This is a genomic window from Geothrix limicola, from assembly GCF_030268085.1.
GTDB lineage: Bacteria > Acidobacteriota > Holophagae > Holophagales > Holophagaceae > Geothrix > Geothrix limicola.
In genome coordinates this window covers 226,801-245,799 of record NZ_BSDE01000003.1, presented here as the reverse complement: position 1 = coordinate 245,799, position 18,999 = coordinate 226,801, and the positions used below count along the sequence as shown (strand labels likewise).

General features: G+C 67.8%; 17 protein-coding genes. 8 read left to right on the top strand and 9 right to left on the bottom strand.

Features of this window, described 5'->3' with window-relative positions:
- Positions 1–11: 11 nt before the first annotated feature.
- A complete protein-coding gene (locus QSJ34_RS09030; protein ID WP_285574153.1) occupies positions 12–1,385 on the bottom strand; it encodes a maltoporin in 1,374 nt (457 codons plus the stop codon).
- Positions 1,386–1,463: 78 nt separating this feature from the next.
- Positions 1,464–3,146, bottom strand: a complete 1,683-nt coding sequence (locus QSJ34_RS09025) for an alpha-glucosidase (RefSeq protein WP_285574150.1) — start codon at positions 3,144–3,146, stop codon at positions 1,464–1,466.
- A gap of 438 nt (positions 3,147–3,584) precedes the next feature.
- Between QSJ34_RS09025 and QSJ34_RS09020 the strand changes: the two genes are divergently transcribed.
- Positions 3,585–4,619, top strand: coding sequence for a glucokinase (locus QSJ34_RS09020; protein ID WP_285574148.1), 1,035 nt, complete (start codon positions 3,585–3,587; stop codon positions 4,617–4,619).
- Positions 4,620–4,726: 107 nt separating this feature from the next.
- Positions 4,727–5,701, top strand: a complete 975-nt coding sequence (locus QSJ34_RS09015) for a LacI family DNA-binding transcriptional regulator (RefSeq protein WP_285574146.1) — start codon at positions 4,727–4,729, stop codon at positions 5,699–5,701.
- A gap of 19 nt (positions 5,702–5,720) precedes the next feature.
- Here the strand turns inward: QSJ34_RS09015 and QSJ34_RS09010 are convergent, their stop codons facing one another.
- Together QSJ34_RS09010 and QSJ34_RS09005 are read right to left on the bottom strand one after the other, a co-directional pair.
- Entirely contained in the window at positions 5,721–7,022 is a 1,302-nt protein-coding gene (locus QSJ34_RS09010; RefSeq protein WP_285574144.1) for a transcription antitermination factor NusB, read from the bottom strand.
- A gap of 41 nt (positions 7,023–7,063) precedes the next feature.
- Positions 7,064–8,245: a CsgG/HfaB family protein gene (locus tag QSJ34_RS09005; protein ID WP_285574141.1), complete on the bottom strand. Its 1,182-nt coding sequence runs from the start codon at positions 8,243–8,245 to the stop codon at positions 7,064–7,066.
- A gap of 137 nt (positions 8,246–8,382) precedes the next feature.
- Here QSJ34_RS09005 and QSJ34_RS09000 point away from each other — a divergent pair, with 137 nt between their 5' ends.
- From QSJ34_RS09000 to ribD, 6 genes are all read left to right on the top strand, one after another.
- Positions 8,383–8,829 carry an OsmC family protein gene (locus QSJ34_RS09000; protein WP_285574138.1) on the top strand — a complete coding sequence of 149 codons (447 nt, stop codon included), beginning with the start codon at positions 8,383–8,385 and terminating at the stop codon, positions 8,827–8,829.
- 14 nt (positions 8,830–8,843) lie between these two features.
- Positions 8,844–9,428 carry a transcriptional regulator NrdR gene (gene nrdR, locus QSJ34_RS08995; RefSeq protein ID WP_285574136.1) on the top strand — a complete coding sequence of 195 codons (585 nt, stop codon included), beginning with the start codon at positions 8,844–8,846 and terminating at the stop codon, positions 9,426–9,428.
- Between the two features lie 27 nt (positions 9,429–9,455).
- Positions 9,456–11,867, top strand: a complete 2,412-nt coding sequence (gene lon, locus QSJ34_RS08990) for an endopeptidase La (RefSeq protein ID WP_285574134.1) — start codon at positions 9,456–9,458, stop codon at positions 11,865–11,867.
- A 105-nt stretch (positions 11,868–11,972) separates the two neighbouring features.
- The gene (locus tag QSJ34_RS08985) at positions 11,973–12,350 is read left to right on the top strand and encodes a hypothetical protein (protein ID WP_285574127.1); all 378 of its coding nucleotides are present in this window, start codon (positions 11,973–11,975) and stop codon (positions 12,348–12,350) included.
- Between the two features lie 25 nt (positions 12,351–12,375).
- Complete coding sequence (gene ftsY / locus QSJ34_RS08980) at positions 12,376–13,350, top strand: signal recognition particle-docking protein FtsY (protein ID WP_285574125.1); 975 nt, start codon at positions 12,376–12,378, stop codon at positions 13,348–13,350.
- Positions 13,343–14,470 carry a bifunctional diaminohydroxyphosphoribosylaminopyrimidine deaminase/5-amino-6-(5-phosphoribosylamino)uracil reductase RibD gene (ribD, locus tag QSJ34_RS08975; protein ID WP_285574123.1) on the top strand — a complete coding sequence of 376 codons (1,128 nt, stop codon included), beginning with the start codon at positions 13,343–13,345 and terminating at the stop codon, positions 14,468–14,470. Before ftsY ends, ribD begins: the two co-directional genes overlap by 8 nt.
- Positions 14,471–14,476: 6 nt before the next feature.
- Here ribD and thiS read toward each other — a convergent pair whose 3' ends face one another.
- From thiS to QSJ34_RS08950, 5 genes are read right to left on the bottom strand one after another with little or no spacing between them, the layout of a single operon-like run.
- Positions 14,477–14,677: a sulfur carrier protein ThiS gene (gene thiS / locus QSJ34_RS08970; RefSeq protein ID WP_285574119.1), complete on the bottom strand. Its 201-nt coding sequence runs from the start codon at positions 14,675–14,677 to the stop codon at positions 14,477–14,479.
- On the bottom strand, positions 14,674–15,867 hold the full coding sequence (locus QSJ34_RS08965; protein WP_285574116.1) for a trans-sulfuration enzyme family protein: 1,194 nt from the start codon (positions 15,865–15,867) through the stop codon (positions 14,674–14,676). Before QSJ34_RS08965 ends, thiS begins: the two co-directional genes overlap by 4 nt.
- 36 nt (positions 15,868–15,903) lie before the next feature.
- Complete coding sequence (locus QSJ34_RS08960; protein WP_285574111.1) at positions 15,904–16,191, bottom strand: hypothetical protein; 288 nt, start codon at positions 16,189–16,191, stop codon at positions 15,904–15,906.
- Positions 16,192–16,212: 21 nt separating this feature from the next.
- Complete coding sequence (gene gatB, locus QSJ34_RS08955; RefSeq protein ID WP_285574108.1) at positions 16,213–17,673, bottom strand: Asp-tRNA(Asn)/Glu-tRNA(Gln) amidotransferase subunit GatB; 1,461 nt, start codon at positions 17,671–17,673, stop codon at positions 16,213–16,215.
- Positions 17,674–17,692: 19 nt separating this feature from the next.
- Positions 17,693–18,997, bottom strand: a complete 1,305-nt coding sequence (locus QSJ34_RS08950) for a tRNA modification GTPase (RefSeq protein ID WP_285574105.1) — start codon at positions 18,995–18,997, stop codon at positions 17,693–17,695.
- Positions 18,998–18,999: the final 2 nt, after the last annotated feature.

The following is an 18,999-nucleotide window of genomic DNA, read 5'->3' as shown; positions in this document are numbered from 1 at the left end:
AACCTTCGAACTCACCACCAGGCTTCGATCTGGGCGCCGAAGGTGGTGCCGGCCTGGGAGCCCTGGAACACGCCGAGGCCGCTGGGGGTGCCCCAGGCCGTGGCGTACTTGTTCCAGTTGGCCTTGGTGACGAAGAGGCGCAGCACGGGGCGCGACCACCAGCTCGCCTGGGGGCTGAACTGCAGGGCCAGCGTCTTCTTCAGCATGCTGCGGGTCTGGCCGTCGGCGGCGGAGCCGTCGCCGCTGACCTTGAAGTGATCCATGCCCACTTCGGCCGCCAGGCTGATGTGCTTGGTGAAGAAGTAGACGGGACGGGCGCCGATGGAGTCCCAGATCATTTCGCGATGGCCAGCCTGGGTGGGATCCTCGGTCTGCACGCGGTGGATGGCCACGGCGCCGATGCCCAGCTCCTTGATGGGTTGGACGAAGAGGTTGTCCATCACCATCCACCAGTTGTTCTTGGTGTTCACCTCGGGGTTGTACCAGTTCCAGAAGGTGGAGCCGTCGCCCTTGGTGAAGTAGAGCTTGTTGTCGCCGCCGAGGATGTTGGACTGCTGGTACTCGAAGGTGTAGCGGCGACCGAGGTTGGTGAAGGCCTGGTTGCCCGTCCCCTTGCGCACGCTGGGCTCGTTGTACTGGAACCCGAACGTGAAGGAGGAGCCCTGCCAGGCGGAAAGGCCCGACCAGCGCAGGTCGTGGGATGCCACCACCACCTTGCCGTTGTAGTTGAAGACGTCGGTCTGGATGGCGCCGGGGAAGTGGCCCGCGCCCCAGCCGCCGTCGACGTTGTTGCGGTCGGCCTGGATGTAGGCGTAGCTCAGCTTGCCGAGGCCCACGTTCATGTTCTCGATGCCGACGCCGTCGCCGCTGTTGTTCCAGTAGTAGAGGTCGAGCATGTGGATGTCGTGGCGCTGGTAGAAGCGGCGGCCCATCCAGAGGCTGGCGTCCTTCAGGATGGACGAGTTGCCGAGCACGCCGTTCGCCTCGCCCCAGCCCTCACGCAGGAAGACCATCTGGTTCTGGGGGGCCGAGTGGGAGTAGTCCACGTTGCCGCCCGCGTCCACGCTGGCGTCCCGAGCGTCGTACCACTGGCGGAAGGTGGGACGGAAGTGAAGCTTGAAGTTCGTCTCGCCCTTCTCGTAGGCCTTCACGTCGATGGCCAGCTCGAAGTAGTTGTCCTCTTCGTTGCCGAGGCGGTAGCCCGGGCCGCCCGAGGGGTTGTTGGGCGTGCCGGGAAGGTAGAAGCTTCCCTGCTCGCCGCCGTTGGAGGAGCGCCCGGCGCCGGCGCGCATGTACCCGTGGATGTCGAACACGTCCTGGGAGAGCAGGGGGCCACAGACCAGCGCCATGGGCAGCGCGGCCTTGAGTAGGGAGAGACGCTTCATTGTCTTGCCTCCGGTGTGAGTTGCCGCGGCGCGGCGTGTGGGGGTGGGGGGTTGGTTTGGGGGGCTCGGCGCCGGGCCTCAGGCCAGGTGTCCGAAGAAGCCCCCCCAGGGGGGAAGGAACAGGTCGCGGCCGTCCAGGCGCCCGGCGTCCAGGCCGTGCCCATCAAGGGGTCGGACCTGGGCGGAGAGCGTGTGGCGAAGGGGTTCGGCGCTGAGGTTGAAGGCTGCGAGCACACGCTCGGACCCGGCCTGGCGTCGCAGGAGGAGCAGGGGTTCCGGCGTGACGTCGAAGCGGATGCTTCCACGGCAGAGGGCTTCCGAACCCTTCCGCCAGGCGAGGAACTGCCGGTAGAAGCGCAGCACCGAGGCTGGGTCCGCGGACTGCCGAACCACGGAGCGGCGCAGGTGATCCGGCGACATGGGCAGCCAGGGCTCCACCTCCGAAAAGCCGCCGCGCGGCGCCTCGTCGGTCCAGGGCATGGGCGTCCGGCAGCCGTCGCGCCCCTTGTAGTCGGGCCAGAAGGCGCGTCCGTAGGGATCGATGAGCCGGTCGAAGGGCACTTCCGCCTCCGGCAGCCCGAGCTCTTCGCCCTGGTAGATGCAGAAGCTTCCCCGCAGCGATCCCAGCATGGCCAGCAGCAGCTTGGCCAGCGCGGGATCATCCACGCCCTTGCCCCAGCGGGTGACCACGCGCACGCAGTCATGGTTGGACAGGGACCAGCAGCCCCATCCGCCGCCGCGGCGGATGCGCTTCTCGTACTCCTGCACCACGCCGCGGATGCGGGCGGCGGTGAATTCCTCGGTGAAGAGGCTGAAGCCGTAGGCCATGTGCAGCTTGTCACCGTCCGCCGTGTATTCGGCCATGGTGGCCAGGGCGCCCTCGTCGCCCACTTCGCCCACGCTCATGGCGCCGTACTCGTCGATGAGACTGCGGAGCCGCTTGAGGAAACCCAGGTTCTCGGGACGGCTCTTGTCGTAGCGGTGAATCTGCAGTCCGTAGGGATTGCCTTCGCGCACCGAGGTCAGTTCCACCTGCCCGGGCTTGGCGGACGGGTTGTTCCTCAAGAGCTTGTCGTGGAAGTGGAAGTTGCAGGCGTCGAAGCGGAAGCCGTCCACGCCGCGCTCCATCCAGAAGCGCACTTCCTCGAGCAGCTGGTCCTGGACCGGCTCGTGGTGGAAGTTCAGGTCCGGCTGGGATTCCAGGAAGTTGTGCAGGTAGTACTGGCGTCGCCGCGGCTCCCAGGACCAGGCGGATCCGCCGAAGACGGACTGCCAGTTGTTGGGCGGGGTGCCGTCGGGCCGGGCCTCGGCCCAGACGTACCAGTCGGCCTTGGCATTGGTGCGGCTCGTGCGGCTTTCCTTGAACCAGGCGTGCTGGTCGGAAGAGTGGGATAGCACCTGATCGATGAGCACCTTCAGGCCCAGGCGATGGGCCTCGGCCACCAGATGGTCGAAATCCCCCAGGGTGCCGAAGGTCGGATCCACGTCCCGGTAGTTGGAGACGTCGTAGCCGAAATCCTTCATGGGCGAGGTGAAGAAGGGCGAGATCCAGATGGCATCCACCCCCAGATCGGCCACGTAGGGCAGGTGCCTGGTGATGCCCGGCAGGTCCCCCACCCCATCCCCGTTCGTGTCCTGGAAGCTCCGGGGATAGATCTGGTAGATGCTCGCGCCCCGCCACCACTCGGAAGCCGGTCGCTGGTCCGGGGCCTCCGAGGTGGGCCTGCGCGCAGGGATTCGGGATGGGGGGGGAAGTGACATGAGGGAAAGGTCCGGGGCGTGATGGGTCGAATCGGCGGGGGGGCTGGGTGGCCTTCGAAATGATCGTTGTAACCGGTTACAAAGTTAAGGCGCGAAAGAGCGGCCTGCCTGGCTGGGGTGCCCGCGGAACGCGGACAAGCGGGTATGGATTGAGAAAAATGTAAACGGTTACAAGAAGGTCCCAGGTATGGTCGACCCGGGTCACAGGTCTGTCAAGTGGGGAATCAGGCGGGATCCCTCGCGTTTTTCGACAATTTAAGTCGCAACAAATAAACAGATGCCGTGTTTCGCATCCAAATCAACCTGATTATGACAAGAATCACATAATGGGGATCCGGGAGACACTCAAGCTTCAAGCAAAGAACCGGCCTCTCCGCGACGGGGAGGCATGGAATACCGTATTTCAGTCATATTCTGTTTCAGCGAGGCCCTCCTTTCATGATTGCAAGCGCTAACAATCCGGTTCTGGTCGCCGATGTGGGCGGCACCAACCTCAACCTGGCCCTTCTCGCTCCCGAAGAGGGCCGCTTCCGCCTCCTTCGCAAGGCGCGCTTCAGCACCCAGGACGAACGGTCCCTCCTGGATCCCATCCGTCGTTTCCTGGCGGCCAGTCCCGCCCTCCAGCCTGGACGGGCCTGCTTCTCGGCGGCCGGCCCCGTGCTCCAGCGCTGCATCCGTCTCACCAACGCCCCCTGGGACATCGACGGTGCGGCCCTGGAGCGGGAGCTCGGCATCCCCGTCCACCTGGTGAACGACTTCATCGCCCTGTCCTGCGGCGTCATCCAGCTGGACCTGACCGACCCCCGCCAGGTCACGCCCCTGCCTCATGGTGACGGCAGCCTCCCGGCCGCCGACCCGCGGGGCCTGGCCCTCGTGGTGGGCGCCGGCACGGGCCTGGGCGTAGGCTTCATCACCCGGACGGCGCAGGGGACCCGCGCCTTTCCCAGCGAGGGCGGACACATCGGCCTGCCCCTCTTCGACGCGGAGACCCTCGCCCTATGGCAGTACCTCCAGGAGGGACTGCCCGGGCCTCCGGGCGCGGAAATGGCGGTCTCGGGCATGGGGATCGGACACCTCTTCCGCTTCCTCCTGGATTCGGGACGAGTCGCCCGCACACCGGAGACGGCGGCCATCCTGGCCCTTCCTGTCGCGGATCAGCCCGCCGCCATTTCCGCGCAGGCCACCGCCAATCCGGCCTGCGCCCGCACCATGGCCCTCTTCGTGGACCTCTACGCGCGGGTCTGCGCCGAACTCTGCGCCGCCTTCCTTCCCACCGGCGGGCTCTTCCTCGCCGGCGGCATCGCCGCGAAGAACCGCGAGCACTTCCTGAACGAAGGCCGCTTCATGGCCCGCTTCGAACGGAACTACCGCGCGCACCTCGATGGACTGACGCGGGCCACGCCGGTCTACCTGGTGCACGACTACGACCTCAGCCTCTACGGCGCGGCCCACGCGCCGGACTGCACCTCCTGAGCCGCGGTGTCTCCCGGCGCGGCGCCAACGCTTCATTGACAGTGGCGGAAAGCGAACGGTATTCATGGGAACCGCTTTCTTCCTCTGCCCCTTTCCCCCGGCCACCCATGAAGATCACCATCGGCGAGATCGCAAACCAGGCCGGCGTGTCCACGGGCACCGTGAGCCGCGTCATCAACGGCAAGCCCACGGTCGCCTCGGAGACGCGGGCCACGGTGCTCGCAGTGATGAAGAAGCTGGGCTACGAGCCCGATCCCGTGGCCCGCGAGCTCTCCCGGCGCACGAAACACACCCTCGGCATCTGGGTGGGCGCGGGCGAGAACCGCCTCTCGCCCTACTTCAACGTCATCTGGCGCGCGCTCATGCGCGAGATGCAGCTGCATGCCACCCAGTTCGTCGAGCTGCCCGTCGACATCACCCAGGTGCGGCGGCGCATGGACGCGGTGCTGCTCTTCCACTGCGCCGACATCGATCAGCGCCTGGACACGCTCTGGCGGCGCGGCGTGCCCGGCGCGCTCATCGGGCATCATCCCGGCGTCTCCTGCGTGGCCCCCGACGACATGGGCGGCGGACGCATGGCCGCGGCCAAACTGCTTTCGCTCGGCCACCGGGACCTGTTGCACCTCACGGTGTCCGACGAGCACCAGTGGGCCGTCGACCGCGCCGCCGGCTTCGCCGCCTCCCTCGCCGAAGGTAGCAGCGCCTCGCTGGCGCCCGTGATCCTTCGCGGCGGCGGGTCCGTGCTGGGCGGCTATCGCCTGATGCGCGACGCCTGGCAGCAGGGCCACCGTCCGACGGGGATCTTCTGCGCCACGGATGAAATGGCCGTGGGCGCCCTCGGGGCCCTGGCCGACCTCGGCGTCTCCGTGCCCGGCCAGGTTTCCGTGCTGGGCTTCGACGGCCTGGTGGACCTCTACCCGGGCCTGGCCTCCGTGGCCCAGGACATTCCCGCCATCGCCCAGGAAGCCGTCACTCTCGCCCTGGGCGCCATCGAGCGGGAAGTGGTGCGACACGTCGTCGTGCCCGTGCAGATCATCGAAGGCACCACCCTGGGGCCCGCCCCGGGAAAGCGGCCTCACTAGGCCCAAGCAAGCATCGGGCTCAGAGGCTCCGGCTCGTCGCGAAAGCCTGGAAGCCTTCCCCCTCCCATTGCAGGGGATGGGGCCTGAAGAACGATGTCGCCTCGTTCTCCGCTTCAGAAGCGACACCCAGGGACGCGGGCCAGACGGCCTCGGGACGGAACTCGGGGCGGGCCTCCCTCAGCCATTCGCGGTGGGCCGCGCCCTCTTCCGGCAGCCAGGAGCAGACGGCGTAGATAAGGAGCCCTCCGGGGGCCAAGCGATCCGCGGCGGCGGCCAACAGGCGGCGCTGGAGACCCGTCAGACGGGGCAGATCCTCGTGCTTGAGCCAGGGCCACTCGGGATGCTTCTGCAGGGTGCCGCTGCCGCTGCAGGGCGCGTCCAGCAGGATGAGGTCGAAGGTCCCTTCATTCCCCTCCAGCCATTCGGCCGCGTCCGCCTGGATCACCTGAGCCTCAAGGCCGCGCTGCTGCAGGGTCTGGCGCAGGCGGGCGGCGCGCTTGGGGTGCACCTCAAGGGCCGTGATCGCCGCACCGGGATGACGCAGGGCCAGGGTCGTCGTCTTGCCGCCGGGGGCCGCGCAGGCGTCCAGGATGCGAGCGACGGGACGCTCCCACCGGTAAGCCAACAAGGCCTGGGAGCTTCGGTCCTGCACCATGCCCTGGGCGGATTCCAGCCAGGGGCGGGGGAAGGGAGCGCCATCCTCCAGACGCAGACAGCCCGGCAGCCCGGCTTCGGGCACCAGGCCCTCGGGCACCTCACCCTTCAGCAGGCGGAAATCCGGGCGGGGGGGCTGCTGCAGCCGCGCCCAGAGCGTTTCCAATTCCGCCTCGGCGCCCCCCTCTTGGCAAACATGGGGCGCGAGAGCCGCCTTCAACACGCGATCAGCCGCGGGGCTGCGATCCAAGGCCGAGGGCAGGGCTTCAAGCTCGGCGGCCAGGGCCGAGCGATCCTTGGAGGCCTTGCGCAGCAGTGCGTTCACCAGTCCCTTGTGGGGCAAGAAGCCCAGGTCGCGGTTGGCGGCCAGGTCCACGGATTCGTTCACGGCGGCGTGGTCGCTCACACCCGGCAGCCAGGCCAGCTGGGCGAGGCCCATGGCCAGGCACACGCGGGTGCCCAGCGGCACACCGCGATCCGGATCCTTCAGCTTGGGCTTCACCCAGGCCTGGAGGCGGCCCCATCGGCGCAGGCAGAGGCCCAGCAGGGCCTGGGCCAACTGGGCGTCCTCGCCGAGGTCGCGGTCCCAGATATCGGGCACCCGCCCCCCCTCCCCAAAGACTTCGTGCAGGGCGTGGGCGACATGGATGCGGGCGGGCGTGGGCATGGGGCTCCGGAAGGCAGAACCCCGATTATCTCGCGTCGGGGCTACAACTCCTTCAGGATCTCCGCCTTCTTGGCTTCGTACTCCTTTTTGTCGAGCAGACCCTTCTTGTAGAGCTCCTGCAGCTTCTGCAGGCGCTCCTCGGGGCTGGGCTTGGCGAGCGCTTCGGGTTTGCGCTGGACCGGAGGATCGTAGGGCGGGGGGGCGGGACGCGATTCGACGGAACGCTCACCCTGGCGCTCGGCCCGCCGCATCGCCCCCTGCAGGTCGATGGCCTCCTGGCATTCCCGCAGCGCGGTCTGGAAGATGCTCGCATCGGGCTGCATGTCCAGGGCCGCGCGAAGGTAGGGCAGGGCCTCACTGTACCTGCCCTGGGCGAAGAGGATGATGCCGACGTTGTACTGGACGCGCGGATAGTACTTGGGCTTCCGGCCCGTATCGCGCTTGGACTGGTCCAGCCCGTCCAGGGCCTGGTCCAGCGCACCGCGGAGATCGCCGGCCTTGAGGCGGCTGTGGGCCCGGTCCATGCCGAAGGTGTCGTCGTCGAAGAAGGTGAGCTTGCGCGGTTCGCTCCAGGTCAGCAGCAGGTGCAGCACCTTCACCTTGGCGGTTTCGAAGGCCAGGCGCCGCACGTCGGCATCCGGCGGATAGGCCGGAAAACCTTCGTACGAGGTGTTGCTGAGGTTCGGCGCATCCTCCATGCGCTGGGCGGCGAAGACCCGCCCGGTGCTGAGGTCCACCACCTGCACGGTGGCGCTGAAATCGAGGCTGGTGATGCTCGTGTGCTTGCGGCGGACGATCTCCTGCTTGGTCTTGTAGTCGGTGCTCCGTTCTTCCTTGGAGGACTGGTTGCGGCTGAGGTCCGAGCGGTTCACGTTCACGATCACGAGCACGCTGGGGCCCAGCAGCTTGCCCAACCGCGCGATGGTGGCGGGCTCCACGTAGCCGCTGGCCCCCAGTTCCTGCTCCTTCAGCACCGCATCCAGGTGGGCGCGGTCCACCACCTCCACCTGGCGGCTCTGCACCAGGTCCGCCGTGAGAGCGTCCACCAGCTCGCGGGAGTTCCGGTCATGCGAGGGCGCGAAGGCCAGGCGCTCCACTTTCAGACCCAGGCCCGGCGGATGGACCAGCGTGACCTCCACCTTGGGGTTGGCCAGTTCGCTCCAGAACTGGGCCTGGACGGGCAGGGCGAGCAAGGCCAGGGAGGCGGTCATCAACGGGCGCATGGGGACTCCGGACAGGCCGGTCCAGGCTAGCATCCATCGTTCTCCGGGGGGACCGCCCGGCTTTGCCTCTGCGTCCCCCCGCTTCGGAGGCAGGCGCGCAACGGTTACTCTGTCCAAGGCAACGACAAGGAGATCCCATGGCCCACCACTACCCCCTTCAGCTGAACTGGACCGGCAACACCCTGGAAGGCAGCTACACCCGCAACGCCACCGTCACCACCGACGGCAAGCATCCGCTGTCCGTGAGCAGCGCGCCGGAATACGCGGGCGACCCCACCCGCTGGAACCCCGAGGATCTGCTGGGTTCGGCGCTCTCCACCTGCCACATGCTCACCTTCCTCGCCCTCTGCTCGAAGGCCAAGGTGGAAGTCGTGGGCTACGAGGATCACGCCGAAGCCGTGCTGGACACGATCGACAAGGTCACCCGCGTGACCGAGATCCACCTGCGCCCCGTCATCCGCGTCACCCGCGGCACCAGCATGGCCAAGGTGGTCGAGCTGTTCGAAAAGGCTCACAAGTACTGCTTCGTGGCCAACTCCATCACCAGCAAGGCCGTCATGGCGCCCCGCGTGGTGGAAGTCTAGACACCGGGAGATTCATGCGCTGTCCCTTCTGCGGACACCTCGAGGACAAGGTCGTGGATTCCCGTGAATCCCGCGAAGGCGACTCCATCCGTCGCCGCCGCGAATGCCTGTCCTGCGCCCGCCGCTTCACCAGCTACGAGCGGGTGGAGGAGGTGCCCCTGGTGATCCTCAAGAAGGACGGACGCCGCGAACCCTTCGATCGGCAGAAGCTCATGAAGGGCCTGCTGCTGGCCTGCCAGAAGCGGCCCGTCTCACTGGCCCGCATCGAAGAACTGGTAGGCGACCTCCAGGCCCGCCTCATGGAGCGCCCTGACCGGGAGATCCGCAGCCGCGAACTGGGCGAACTGATCATGGACGAACTCAAGGGCCTCGATCAGGTCGCCTATGTGCGCTTCGCCAGCGTGTACCGCGATTTCAAGGACCTGCCCGATTTCGTGAAGGCCCTCGAAGGCCTCATGCACAAAGAGGCCGCCGCGGGCCGCCATTCCGTTCCACCCTTTCCGCCCTCCACCCCGCCCATCGAGCCGGCGAAACCCGTGCCCCAGGCGCTTTTCCCCGGAGAAGCGGACGCCCCGATCCTGAGGACGCGCAAGAAGTAGGGGTATTCTGAAATACCGAGGTTTTCCGTGGCTGACGATGTTCTCCTGCCCCCCCCATCCGACGAGATCCCCAAGCTGCCGGAAGAACTGCCCGTGCTTCCGCTTCGCGACGTGGTGGTCTACCCCTATGTGATCCTGCCCCTCAGCATCAGCCGCGAGAAATCCATCCGCGCCGTGGACACGGCCCTGGTGGAGAACCGCATGATCCTGCTGCTCTCCCAGAAGCAGACGGAGATGGACAATCCGCGGCCCGAGGACCTCTACCAGGTGGGCACGGCGGCGCTCATCATGCGCGTTCTGAAGCTGCCGGACGGCCGCATCCGCGCCCTCGTGCAGGGCCTCCAGCGCGTGCGCGTGGAATACTTCACCGAGACCGAGAACCTCTTCAAGGCGCGGGTCGAGCCCCTGGGCGAGCCCGAGATGAAGTCGCCGGACCTCGAACAGGACGCCCTGCTGCGCAGCGTGAAGCAGACCCTCGAAAAGGCCGTGGCCCTGGGCAAGACGCTGCCCCAGGAGGTGCTCGTCATCGCGGGCAACCTCGACAACCCCGGCCGCCTGGCGGACCTGGTGGCCTCGAACCTGGACCTCAAGCTGCAGCAGACCCAGGAAGTGCTGGAGATCGCCCACCCGGGCCTGCGCCTCAAGCGCGTGAACGAACTGCTGCAGCGGGAAATCCAGCTGCTGGAAGTGCAGCAGAAGATCACCATGGAAGCCCGCGGTGAGATGGACAAGAGCCAGCGGGAGTACTACCTCCGTCAGCAGCTCAAAGCCATCCAGCAGGAGCTCGGCGAAGGGTCGGAACTCGGCGAGGAGGTGGCCGCCTTCCGCGACAAGCTCGCGAAGATGAAGGTGCCCGAGGAACCCCTCGTCGAGATCGAGCGCAACCTGAAGAAGCTCGAGCGCATGCATCCCGATTCCAGCGAGACCGCCGTGACGCGGACCTACCTGGAGTGGATGACCGAGCTGCCCTGGGGCCAGGCGACCGAAGACAACCTGGACCTGAAGCAGGCCAAGCGCGTGCTCGACGAGGACCACTTCGGCCTCGCCAAGATCAAGGACCGGCTGCTGGAATTCCTCGCCGTGCGCAAGCTGAAGCCCGATCTCCGGGGCACCATCCTCTGCTTCGTGGGCCCTCCGGGCGTCGGCAAGACCTCGCTGGGCAAATCCATCGCCCGGGCCCTGGGCCGCAAATATTCGCGCATTTCATTGGGCGGCGTGCACGACGAAAGCGAGATCCGCGGCCACCGCCGCACCTACGTGGGCGCCATGCCCGGACGCATCGTGCAGGCCCTGCATCAGGTCAAGAGCATGAACCCCGTCATCATGCTCGACGAGGTGGACAAGATCGGCCGCGACATGCGCGGGGACCCGAGCGCCGCCCTGCTGGAAGTGCTCGACCCTGAGCAGAACCACACCTTCCGCGACCACTACCTGAACGTGCCCCTGGATCTGAGCCAGGTGCTCTTCCTTGCCAACGCCAACGAGCTGGAGCCCATCCACCCGGCCTTCAAGGACCGCATGGAGATCATCTACCTCAGCAGCTACACGCTGGAGGAGAAGCTCGGCATCGCTGAGCAGCACCTGGTCCCTAAGCAGCTGGAGAAGCACGGCATCACCCGCAAGCAGTTGTCCATCCCGAAGAAGGCCCTCAAGGCCATCATCACGGGCTACACGCGAGAGGCCGGCCTGCGCCAGCTCGAACGCGAGATCGGCGCCGTCTGCCGCAAGGTGGCCCGCCGCGTCGCGGAAAACAGCCTCAAGAAGAAGCTCACCCTGGACGACGGAAGCATCCACGAGCTGCTCGGCCCCGTGAAGCTGCTGCAGGACGAGCGACTGAAGGCGCCCCGCGTGGGCGTGGTGACGGGCCTGGCCTGGACCTCCGTGGGTGGCGACGTGCTCTTCGTCGAGGCCCTGAGGATGCCCGGCAAGGGCCTGCTCACCCTCACGGGCCAGCTGGGCGATGTCATGAAGGAAAGTGCCCAGGCCGCGCTGAGCTACATCCGCAGCCGCGGCGAAGCCTTCCAGATCGATCCCGAGGTGTTCCAGAAGCAGGACATCCACGTCCACTTCCCCGAGGGCGCCATCCCCAAGGACGGCCCCAGCGCCGGTCTGGCCATCGCCACCGTGCTGCTGTCGGTGCTGAAGGGCGTTCCCGTGAAGAACACCGTGGCCATGACCGGCGAGATCGACCTCCGGGGCGAGGCCCTGGCCATCGGCGGCCTCAAGGAGAAATCGCTTGCCGCCCTGCGTGTGGGCGTCAAGGACATCCTCATTCCCTTCGCCAACCAGAAGGACCTCGAGGAGATCGACCCCGAACTCCGCAAGCAGCTGCGCTTCCACCCCGTGAAGCACGTGGAGGAGGTCTTCGAGCAGGCCCTGGTGGGCTGGAAGCGACCCGAAGCCGCGAAGCCCAGCCCCAAGGCCCGCCGCAAGCGTTGAATCCCCGGCACCTGTCAAGTTCGCAGTGATTCCGAGTGCCTTAAAAACAACCCGAACCTTGTTCCACGCATTCCAGAGGGTTACATTCCCAACCGGGAGATCCTCATGTGGATTGAGGCTTTCGCATTCCTAATCCAGCTCCCGCCCCTGGCCTTCGGGCCGGCCCTGCCGCCGCCCGCCTTCGCCCTTCCGAGGGCGCTGACCTGCGAGATCCGCGACCTGGGACGGATCCAGGAACCCGTCCGGCCGCCCTGGCCGGCCCAACGGAAGCTCCTCAGGATCCCGGCCGTGGGACCCGGACTCGATCGCCACTTCACCCATCCTGCCCTGGAAGCCGCCCTCATCCTGGGCGCCCTTGCCGCCACCCGGGGAGGCTGGGATGACCGGCCCTGGGGGGTGAGAGCCTGGGATGCCACCGGGGCCGTCACGCCGGTCCTGATCCCTCCGATGGCGCCCCCCTCCTGGGGCATGACCCACCGGTAGTTCCACGTGGAACATCTCTGGGCCCATGAAAAGAAGGCCGCCGGGAAGAAGCCTCCGCCTGGGTAAACTGGACCTTCGCGAGGTGCCCGTGGGTCTGCTTGACGGCCTGTTCAACCAGTTCAAAAAAGGCCTGAAGCGCACCCAGGAATTGGTGCTGGCGCCCATGGGGCGCCTGCTCGGGCTGAGGCGGCTGGACGAAGCCCAGTTGGAAGAGCTGGAAGACCTGCTCCTCCAGGCCGACCTCGGGGTGAAGGCCGTGGACCAACTCATGACCCGGCTCCGCGCTGAACTGAAAAGCCAAACCGAAATCGATCCCAAGGCCGTGCTGAAGGATGAATTGCTGAAGCTGCTCCGCCAGCGACCGGCCCGGCCCTTCGCCGAATCGGGCACCCAGATCGTGTTGCTGGTGGGCGTCAACGGCGTCGGCAAGACGACGACCCTCGGCAAGCTGGCGGCCCACCTCAAGGCCCGCGGCGAGGGTGTGCTGGTGGTCGCCGGTGATACCTTCCGTGCCGCCGCCATCGACCAGCTGGAACGATGGGGGGAGCGGGCCGGCGTGCCCGTGATCCGCAACCAGATGGGCGGGGATCCGGCGGCCATCGCCTTCGACGGCGCCACCAGCGCCAAGGCCAAGGGCACGCCCTGGGTGCTCATCGATACCGCGGGCCGCCTGCACACCAAGGACCACCTGATGAAGGAGCTCGACAAGATCCGGCGCAGCCTCCAGAAGGTGATCCCCGAAGCCCCCCACCGCGTGCTGCTGGTGCTGGATGCCACGACGGGCCAGAACGGGCTGGTGCAGGCCGAAGCCTTCGCCCAGGTGGCGGGCGTCACGGACCTGGTGCTCACGAAACTGGATGGCAGCGCCAAGGGGGGCGTGGTGGTGCCCATCCTCGACCGCCTCAAGCTCCCCATCGCCTTCGTGGGGGTGGGGGAAGGGGTGGACGACCTGATCCCCTTCGATGCCGAAGCCTTCGTAGACGGTCTCCTCAATGCCTGACCCGATCCTCACGCCTGACAGCGCATGGGCCCTGGCCACGGGCGGCCCCTGGCCGAACCCCGCCGACCTACAGGGCGACGCCCATTTCATGGCCCTGGCCCTCCAGGAGGGTCTCAAGGGCGTCGGCCTCTCCAGCCCCAACCCTCCCGTGGGATGCGTGTTGGTGAAGGAGGACCGGATCCTGGGCAGGGGGGTTCATACCCGCGCCGGGGATCCCCACGGCGAGATCATGGCCCTTCGCGACGCCGAATCCCGTGGCGAGGATCCCGTGGGTGCCACGGCCTACGTCACCCTGGAACCCTGCTGTCATCAGGGCCGTACCGGGCCCTGCACCCTGGCCCTTCTGCAGGCGGGCGTAACCCGCGTCGTGGTGGGCGTCCGGGATCCCAATCCCAGGGTCGACGGGGGGGGTCTGGCGATCCTGCGTGCCCAGGGTGTCTCCGTCCAGGAGGGGGTGCTCGGCGAAGCCTGCGGCCGCTTCCACGCCCCCTTCTTCAAGTTCATCCGCACCGGGTTGCCCTGGGTCACCCTCAAGCTGGCCCTGGGTTCGGACGGGTCCCTTGGCCCCGCGGGACAGACCACCCAGGTCACCCCGCCTGACGTCCAGCGCCTGGCCCACGCCCTCCGGCGGGCCTCCGAAGCCATCGTGGTCGGGCGCCACACCATCGAGGTGGACGACCCCCAGTTGACCGATCGCTGGCCCGCCCCCACGGCCCCCCACCGGACCTTCGCCCGCGTGGTGATGGATGAGGACGGCCGTATTCCCCTCACCGCCCGCGTCTGGGCCCCCGTTGCCGGCCAGCCGGCCTACCGCGCGGTGACCGGTGATCCCACGCCGCTGCGGGGCGTCGAGGACCTGCACCTTCCCCCGGATGGGCGGGGCTGCAGTCTGCGCCACCTCCTGCACGAGCTCGTCGCCCTCGGGGTGGGGCGGGTCCTCGTGGAAGGCGGGGGTACGCTGGCGCGCGGATTCCTCAGCCAGGGCCTGGTGGATGAATTCCACCGCTTCCAAAGCGACTCGCCGGCCGGCGGCCCCGTGCTGCCCCTTGAGCTTCCCCCCACCTGGACCCGATCGGCCTCGGCCCGCTGGTCCACGGGACAATGGGAAGTCTGGCGTTAGCCGCGATCAGCCGCCGCCCACCAGCCGGACCACCTCCAGCCGGTCGCCTTCGCTCAGGGCCGTGGCCGGGTGATCGGCCCGACGGATGACCTCGCCGTTCAATTCGATGGCACTCCCGAAGTCGGGCAGTTCCAGCCAGGCGGCCAGATCGGCCAGGGTGCCCAGGGCCGGCGTCTCGCGGACATCGCCGTTGATGTGCAGCCTCATCGCGCCCCCGCCGCAGCCTGGAAGCCCTTTTCAAGGTCGGCGATGAGGTCGGGCTGATCTTCGATGCCCACCGAAAAGCGCAGCAGCCCATCGGTGATGCCCAGGCGGGCCTTCACCTCGGGGGCCGTCTTCAGATGGCTCATGCTCGCCGGATGCTGGATGAGGCTCTCCACACCCCCTAAGCTCACACCGCGCGTGATGACCTCCAGGGCCTCGCAGAAGCGCTGGCCCGCCAGAAGACCCGCGGCCAGTTCGAAGCAGACCATGCCGCCGAACCCCTTGTCCATTTGCCGCGCCGCCACCACGTGGCCGGGGTGGGTGGGCAGGCCCGGATAGTCCACCCGCGCCACATGGGGCTGCCACAGCAGCCACTGGGCGAGGGCCTGGGCGTTGTCGGAGGAGCGCCTCACCCGGAGGGCGAGGGTCTTCAGCCCCCGGTGCAGCAGCCAGGCGGCCATGGGATCCAGGGTCGGCCCCCAGATCTTGCTGAGGTGCCAGCAGGCCACCACATCCGCTTCGCGGCCCGCGAGAACCCCTGCCACCACATCCGAATGGCCCGCCAGGTACTTGGTGGCCGAGGCCACGCTCAGGTCGATGCCGAAGTCCAGGGGCTTCGTGTGAATGGGGCTGGGAAAGGTGTTGTCGGCCACAGTCCGGATGCCGTGCTTTCTGCCCAAGGCCGCCACGGCCGCGAGGTCCGTGAGGGCGAGCGTTGGATTGGATGGGGTCTCCACCCAAATCAAACGTGTCTCGGGACGGATCGCCGCCTCCCATTCGCCCTGGTCCAGCGTGTTCTGCACCCAGGTCACCTTCAGGTCCCGTTCGGCCTCCCAGCGCCGGATCAGTTGTTCCGTTCCCAGGTAGATGGCCGATGGCGCCACCAGGTGATCCCCCGTCTTCAGGAAGGCCTCGAAGACGAGGGCAAAGGCCGCCATGCCCGAGGCCGTCACCAGGGCCCGTTCCGCCCCTTCGAGTTCAGCCAGCACCGCCTCGACTTCGCTCTGGTTGGGATTGCCCCAGCGGGTGTAGAAGGCCGGCGGCTCGACGCTGGCCGCGAACTCAGCGCCCTCGCGGTTTTCCAGCAACTGGAACACGGAGGTCTGGAAGATGGGCGTCGTCACGGCCCGCGTCGGATTGAAGCGCCTACCGGCGTGGATGGCGGTGGTGGTGGGTCCCCAGGGTTTGGGCATCGGAAGGCTCCACTTCCCAGGATAGTGCGCGCAGGCCTATCGCTTCCAGAACACGATGGCCAAGGCCACCACGGCGAAGGTGATCACCACCACGAGCCGCCAGACGGTGGGGCGGTCCTCGGGCATGTCGAAGGGTCCCCGGTCCTCCAGGGCCGCCCGGGTGAGCTCGTCCTCGGGAGCCGGCACCAGCCCCCGGCAATCCGTGCAACGGAAGGGTTCACCGGGCGTTTCCACCGCATCGATCACCGAGCAGCCGCATCGCGCGCAATGATGCACCACGCCCGGATGATAGGCTTCGAGCGCGGAAGGGATCTCGTTCGTCATAGGCCCAGCATGGGGCGGAAATCAAGGTTTGGCTAGGGCTTCCGTCAGCACTTCCTGCACGATCCGGGCATCCAGCCGCCCCCCCCCCGATTTGAGCACCTGGCCCACCAGGAAGCCCCGGAGGCTCTCCTTGCCGGCCCGGATCTGGGCCACGGGACCCGGATTTGAGGCCAGGGTTTCCTCCACGAGGGCGAGGATGGCGACCCTATCGCCCACCTGGGCGAGTCCCCGCTCGGCCACGATGGCCTCGGCGCTCGGCGCTCCAGCCAGGAGGGCGGGGAAGACCTGATCCTTGGCCGTGCCGAAGGCAAGGGTCCGCGCTTCCACCAGGCGCACGAGACCCGCTAGGGTTTCCGGCGCGAGCGGGAAGGCCTCGATCCCGATCCCCCGCTCGTTGAGGGTCCGACTGACCTCCCCCAGCATCCAGGCGGCCGCCCCCCGGCCCGTCCCGCTCGCCTCGGCCAGGGCCTCGAAGTAGGCCGCGAAGGCCGGACTCTGGGCCAGGGTCTGGGCCTCTTCCAGGCCAAGCTCGTGGGTTTCGCACCAGCGCTTGATGCGCTGATCGGGCAGTTCGGGCAGGGCCGCCTTGGCGGCCTCGATCTCGGAGGAGTCCACCACCAGCAGGGGCAGGTCCGGCTCCGGGAAATACCGGTAGTCCATGGCCGCCTCCTTCGTGCGCTGGGCCCGGGTCTCGCCAGCGGCGGCGTCCCAGCCCCGGGTCTCCATGGCCACGGAACCGCCCGCCTCCAGAAGAGTCACGTGCCGATCCACCTCGTAATCCAGCGCCTGGCGGACGAAGCGGAACGAGTTGAGGTTCTTCACCTCGACCCGCGTGCCGAAGTCCGCGTCACCCTGCCTCCGAACACTCACGTTGGCGTCGCAGCGGAAGCTGCCTTCCTCCATGTTCCCGTCGCAGATGCCGAGGGCCACCACCAGCCGGTGGAGGGATTTCAGGTAGTCCGAGGCCTCCTGGGCGCTGCGCAGGTCCGGGGCCCCGACGATTTCCAGGAGGGGCAGGCCGGCGCGGTTCAGATCCACGTGGCTGGCCTTCCCATCCAGATCGTGATGGCTCTTCCCGGCATCCTCCTCCAGGTGGGCCCGTTCCAGACGCACCCGGACCGGTCCTCTCCCTCCCCGCACGCGCTCGTCGCCAGGGATGTCCAAGTGACCCTCCTCCACCAGGGCCACGGGACCCTGGGTGATCTGATAGCCCTTGGGCAAGTCCGGATAGAAATACTGTTTCCGGTAGAAGGCGCTCTCGGGCCGGATCCTCGCCTCGACCGCCAGGCCCAGGGTGATGGCCATGCGGACCGCCTCCGCGTTGAGGACCGGAAGGGCCCCGGGAAGGCCGAGGCACACGGGGCAGGTGCGGCTGTTGGGGGCCTCGCCGCTGGCGTTCGGACAAGCGCAGAACATCTTGGAGCGCGTCCTCAACTGAACGTGCACTTCCAGGCCGATCACCGCTTCATAGCCAGGCTTCATCGCGACTCCTTGGTCCAGTCTACTTGCCCAGACAGAACCCGCTGAAGAGCGCGTCCAGGGCCGTTTCGGCGCGGTCCTCTCCCGTGAGCCGGGCAAGCAGACCCCAGGCCCCCTGGAGCATGGACGCCGGCAGTTCCGGCGGGCATCCCGGCTCCAAACCGAGCAGCAGATCCAACTGCTCCGTCAGATCATCCAGCAGGCGCACCTGCCGATCCGTGGCCAGGGCACCGAAACAGGCATCCGGAGCCAGGCCGCCCAGCAACCGTTCCTTCAGAGCGGACTCCAGAGCATCCAGGTGCCCCAGGTTGGCCGCGATGGCGATGCCCGAAGACTCCGCCAGGTCCGCGAAGGTTCGGATCTCGACCACCTTGCCTTGGTAGGGGGCGAGGGTGGTTTTGGACAGGCTGGAGCCTTCTTCGCCGGCCGGAACCAGGTGCAGTACCAGGTCGGCGGATTCGAGGATCGGCCCCACGCGGGCGACGCCCAAACGCTCCACGGGATCCTCCGTCTCCCGCAGGCCGGCGGTGTCGTACAGGCGAAGGGGCAGGCCGCGCCATTCGCAGCGCACCTCCAGGACGTCCCGCGTGGTTCCCGGAATGTCGGTGACGATGGCCCGGTCCTCCCCGGCCAGAGCATTGAAGAGGGTGCTCTTCCCGGCATTGGGCCGGCCCACGAGGGCCAGGCGGATTCCATCCTGCAGGTGCCTGGCCGCCCGGGAACGCCTTTGTTCCACGTGGAACCGCGCGCGAAGCGGCTCCAATTCAGCGGCCAAGTCCTTGAGATTCAACAAAATTCCTTCTTCCTCCCCGTAGTCCACGGCCGCTTCGGCCCGGGCCATCCAGGGGGCGAGGGCGCGGCGCGCCTCCGTGATCCACCCGGGTTGGGCCCCCGCACGCGCCTGAGCCAGGCGGATCTGGGTGTCCGTTTCGGCGGCCACCAGGTCCCGCAGGGCTTCCGCCTCCAGCAGATTCTGCTTGCCATTCAGCAGGGCCCGCCGGGTGAACTCGCCGGGCTCCGCCTGCCTCACACCCAGGCAGGCCAGGTGGCCGAGGAGACGGCGGACCAGAAGTGGATTCCCGTGCACCTGGAATTCCACCAGGTCCTCGCCCGTGTAGCTGGCCGGCCCCGGGAAGAACAGCACCAGGGCGCGCTCGGCGAAGCCGCCCCAACGCAGGGTGCGCAGGGTCGCCACCCGGGGTTCGGGCAGCTTCAGGAGGGAACCCAGGCGGGACGCCAGGCCGGCTCCTGACACCCGCACCAGGGCCACCGCCGAGGGGAGCAGGGGCGAGGCGGGCGCGCAGATGGGATCAGAGGCCGGGTGCACCG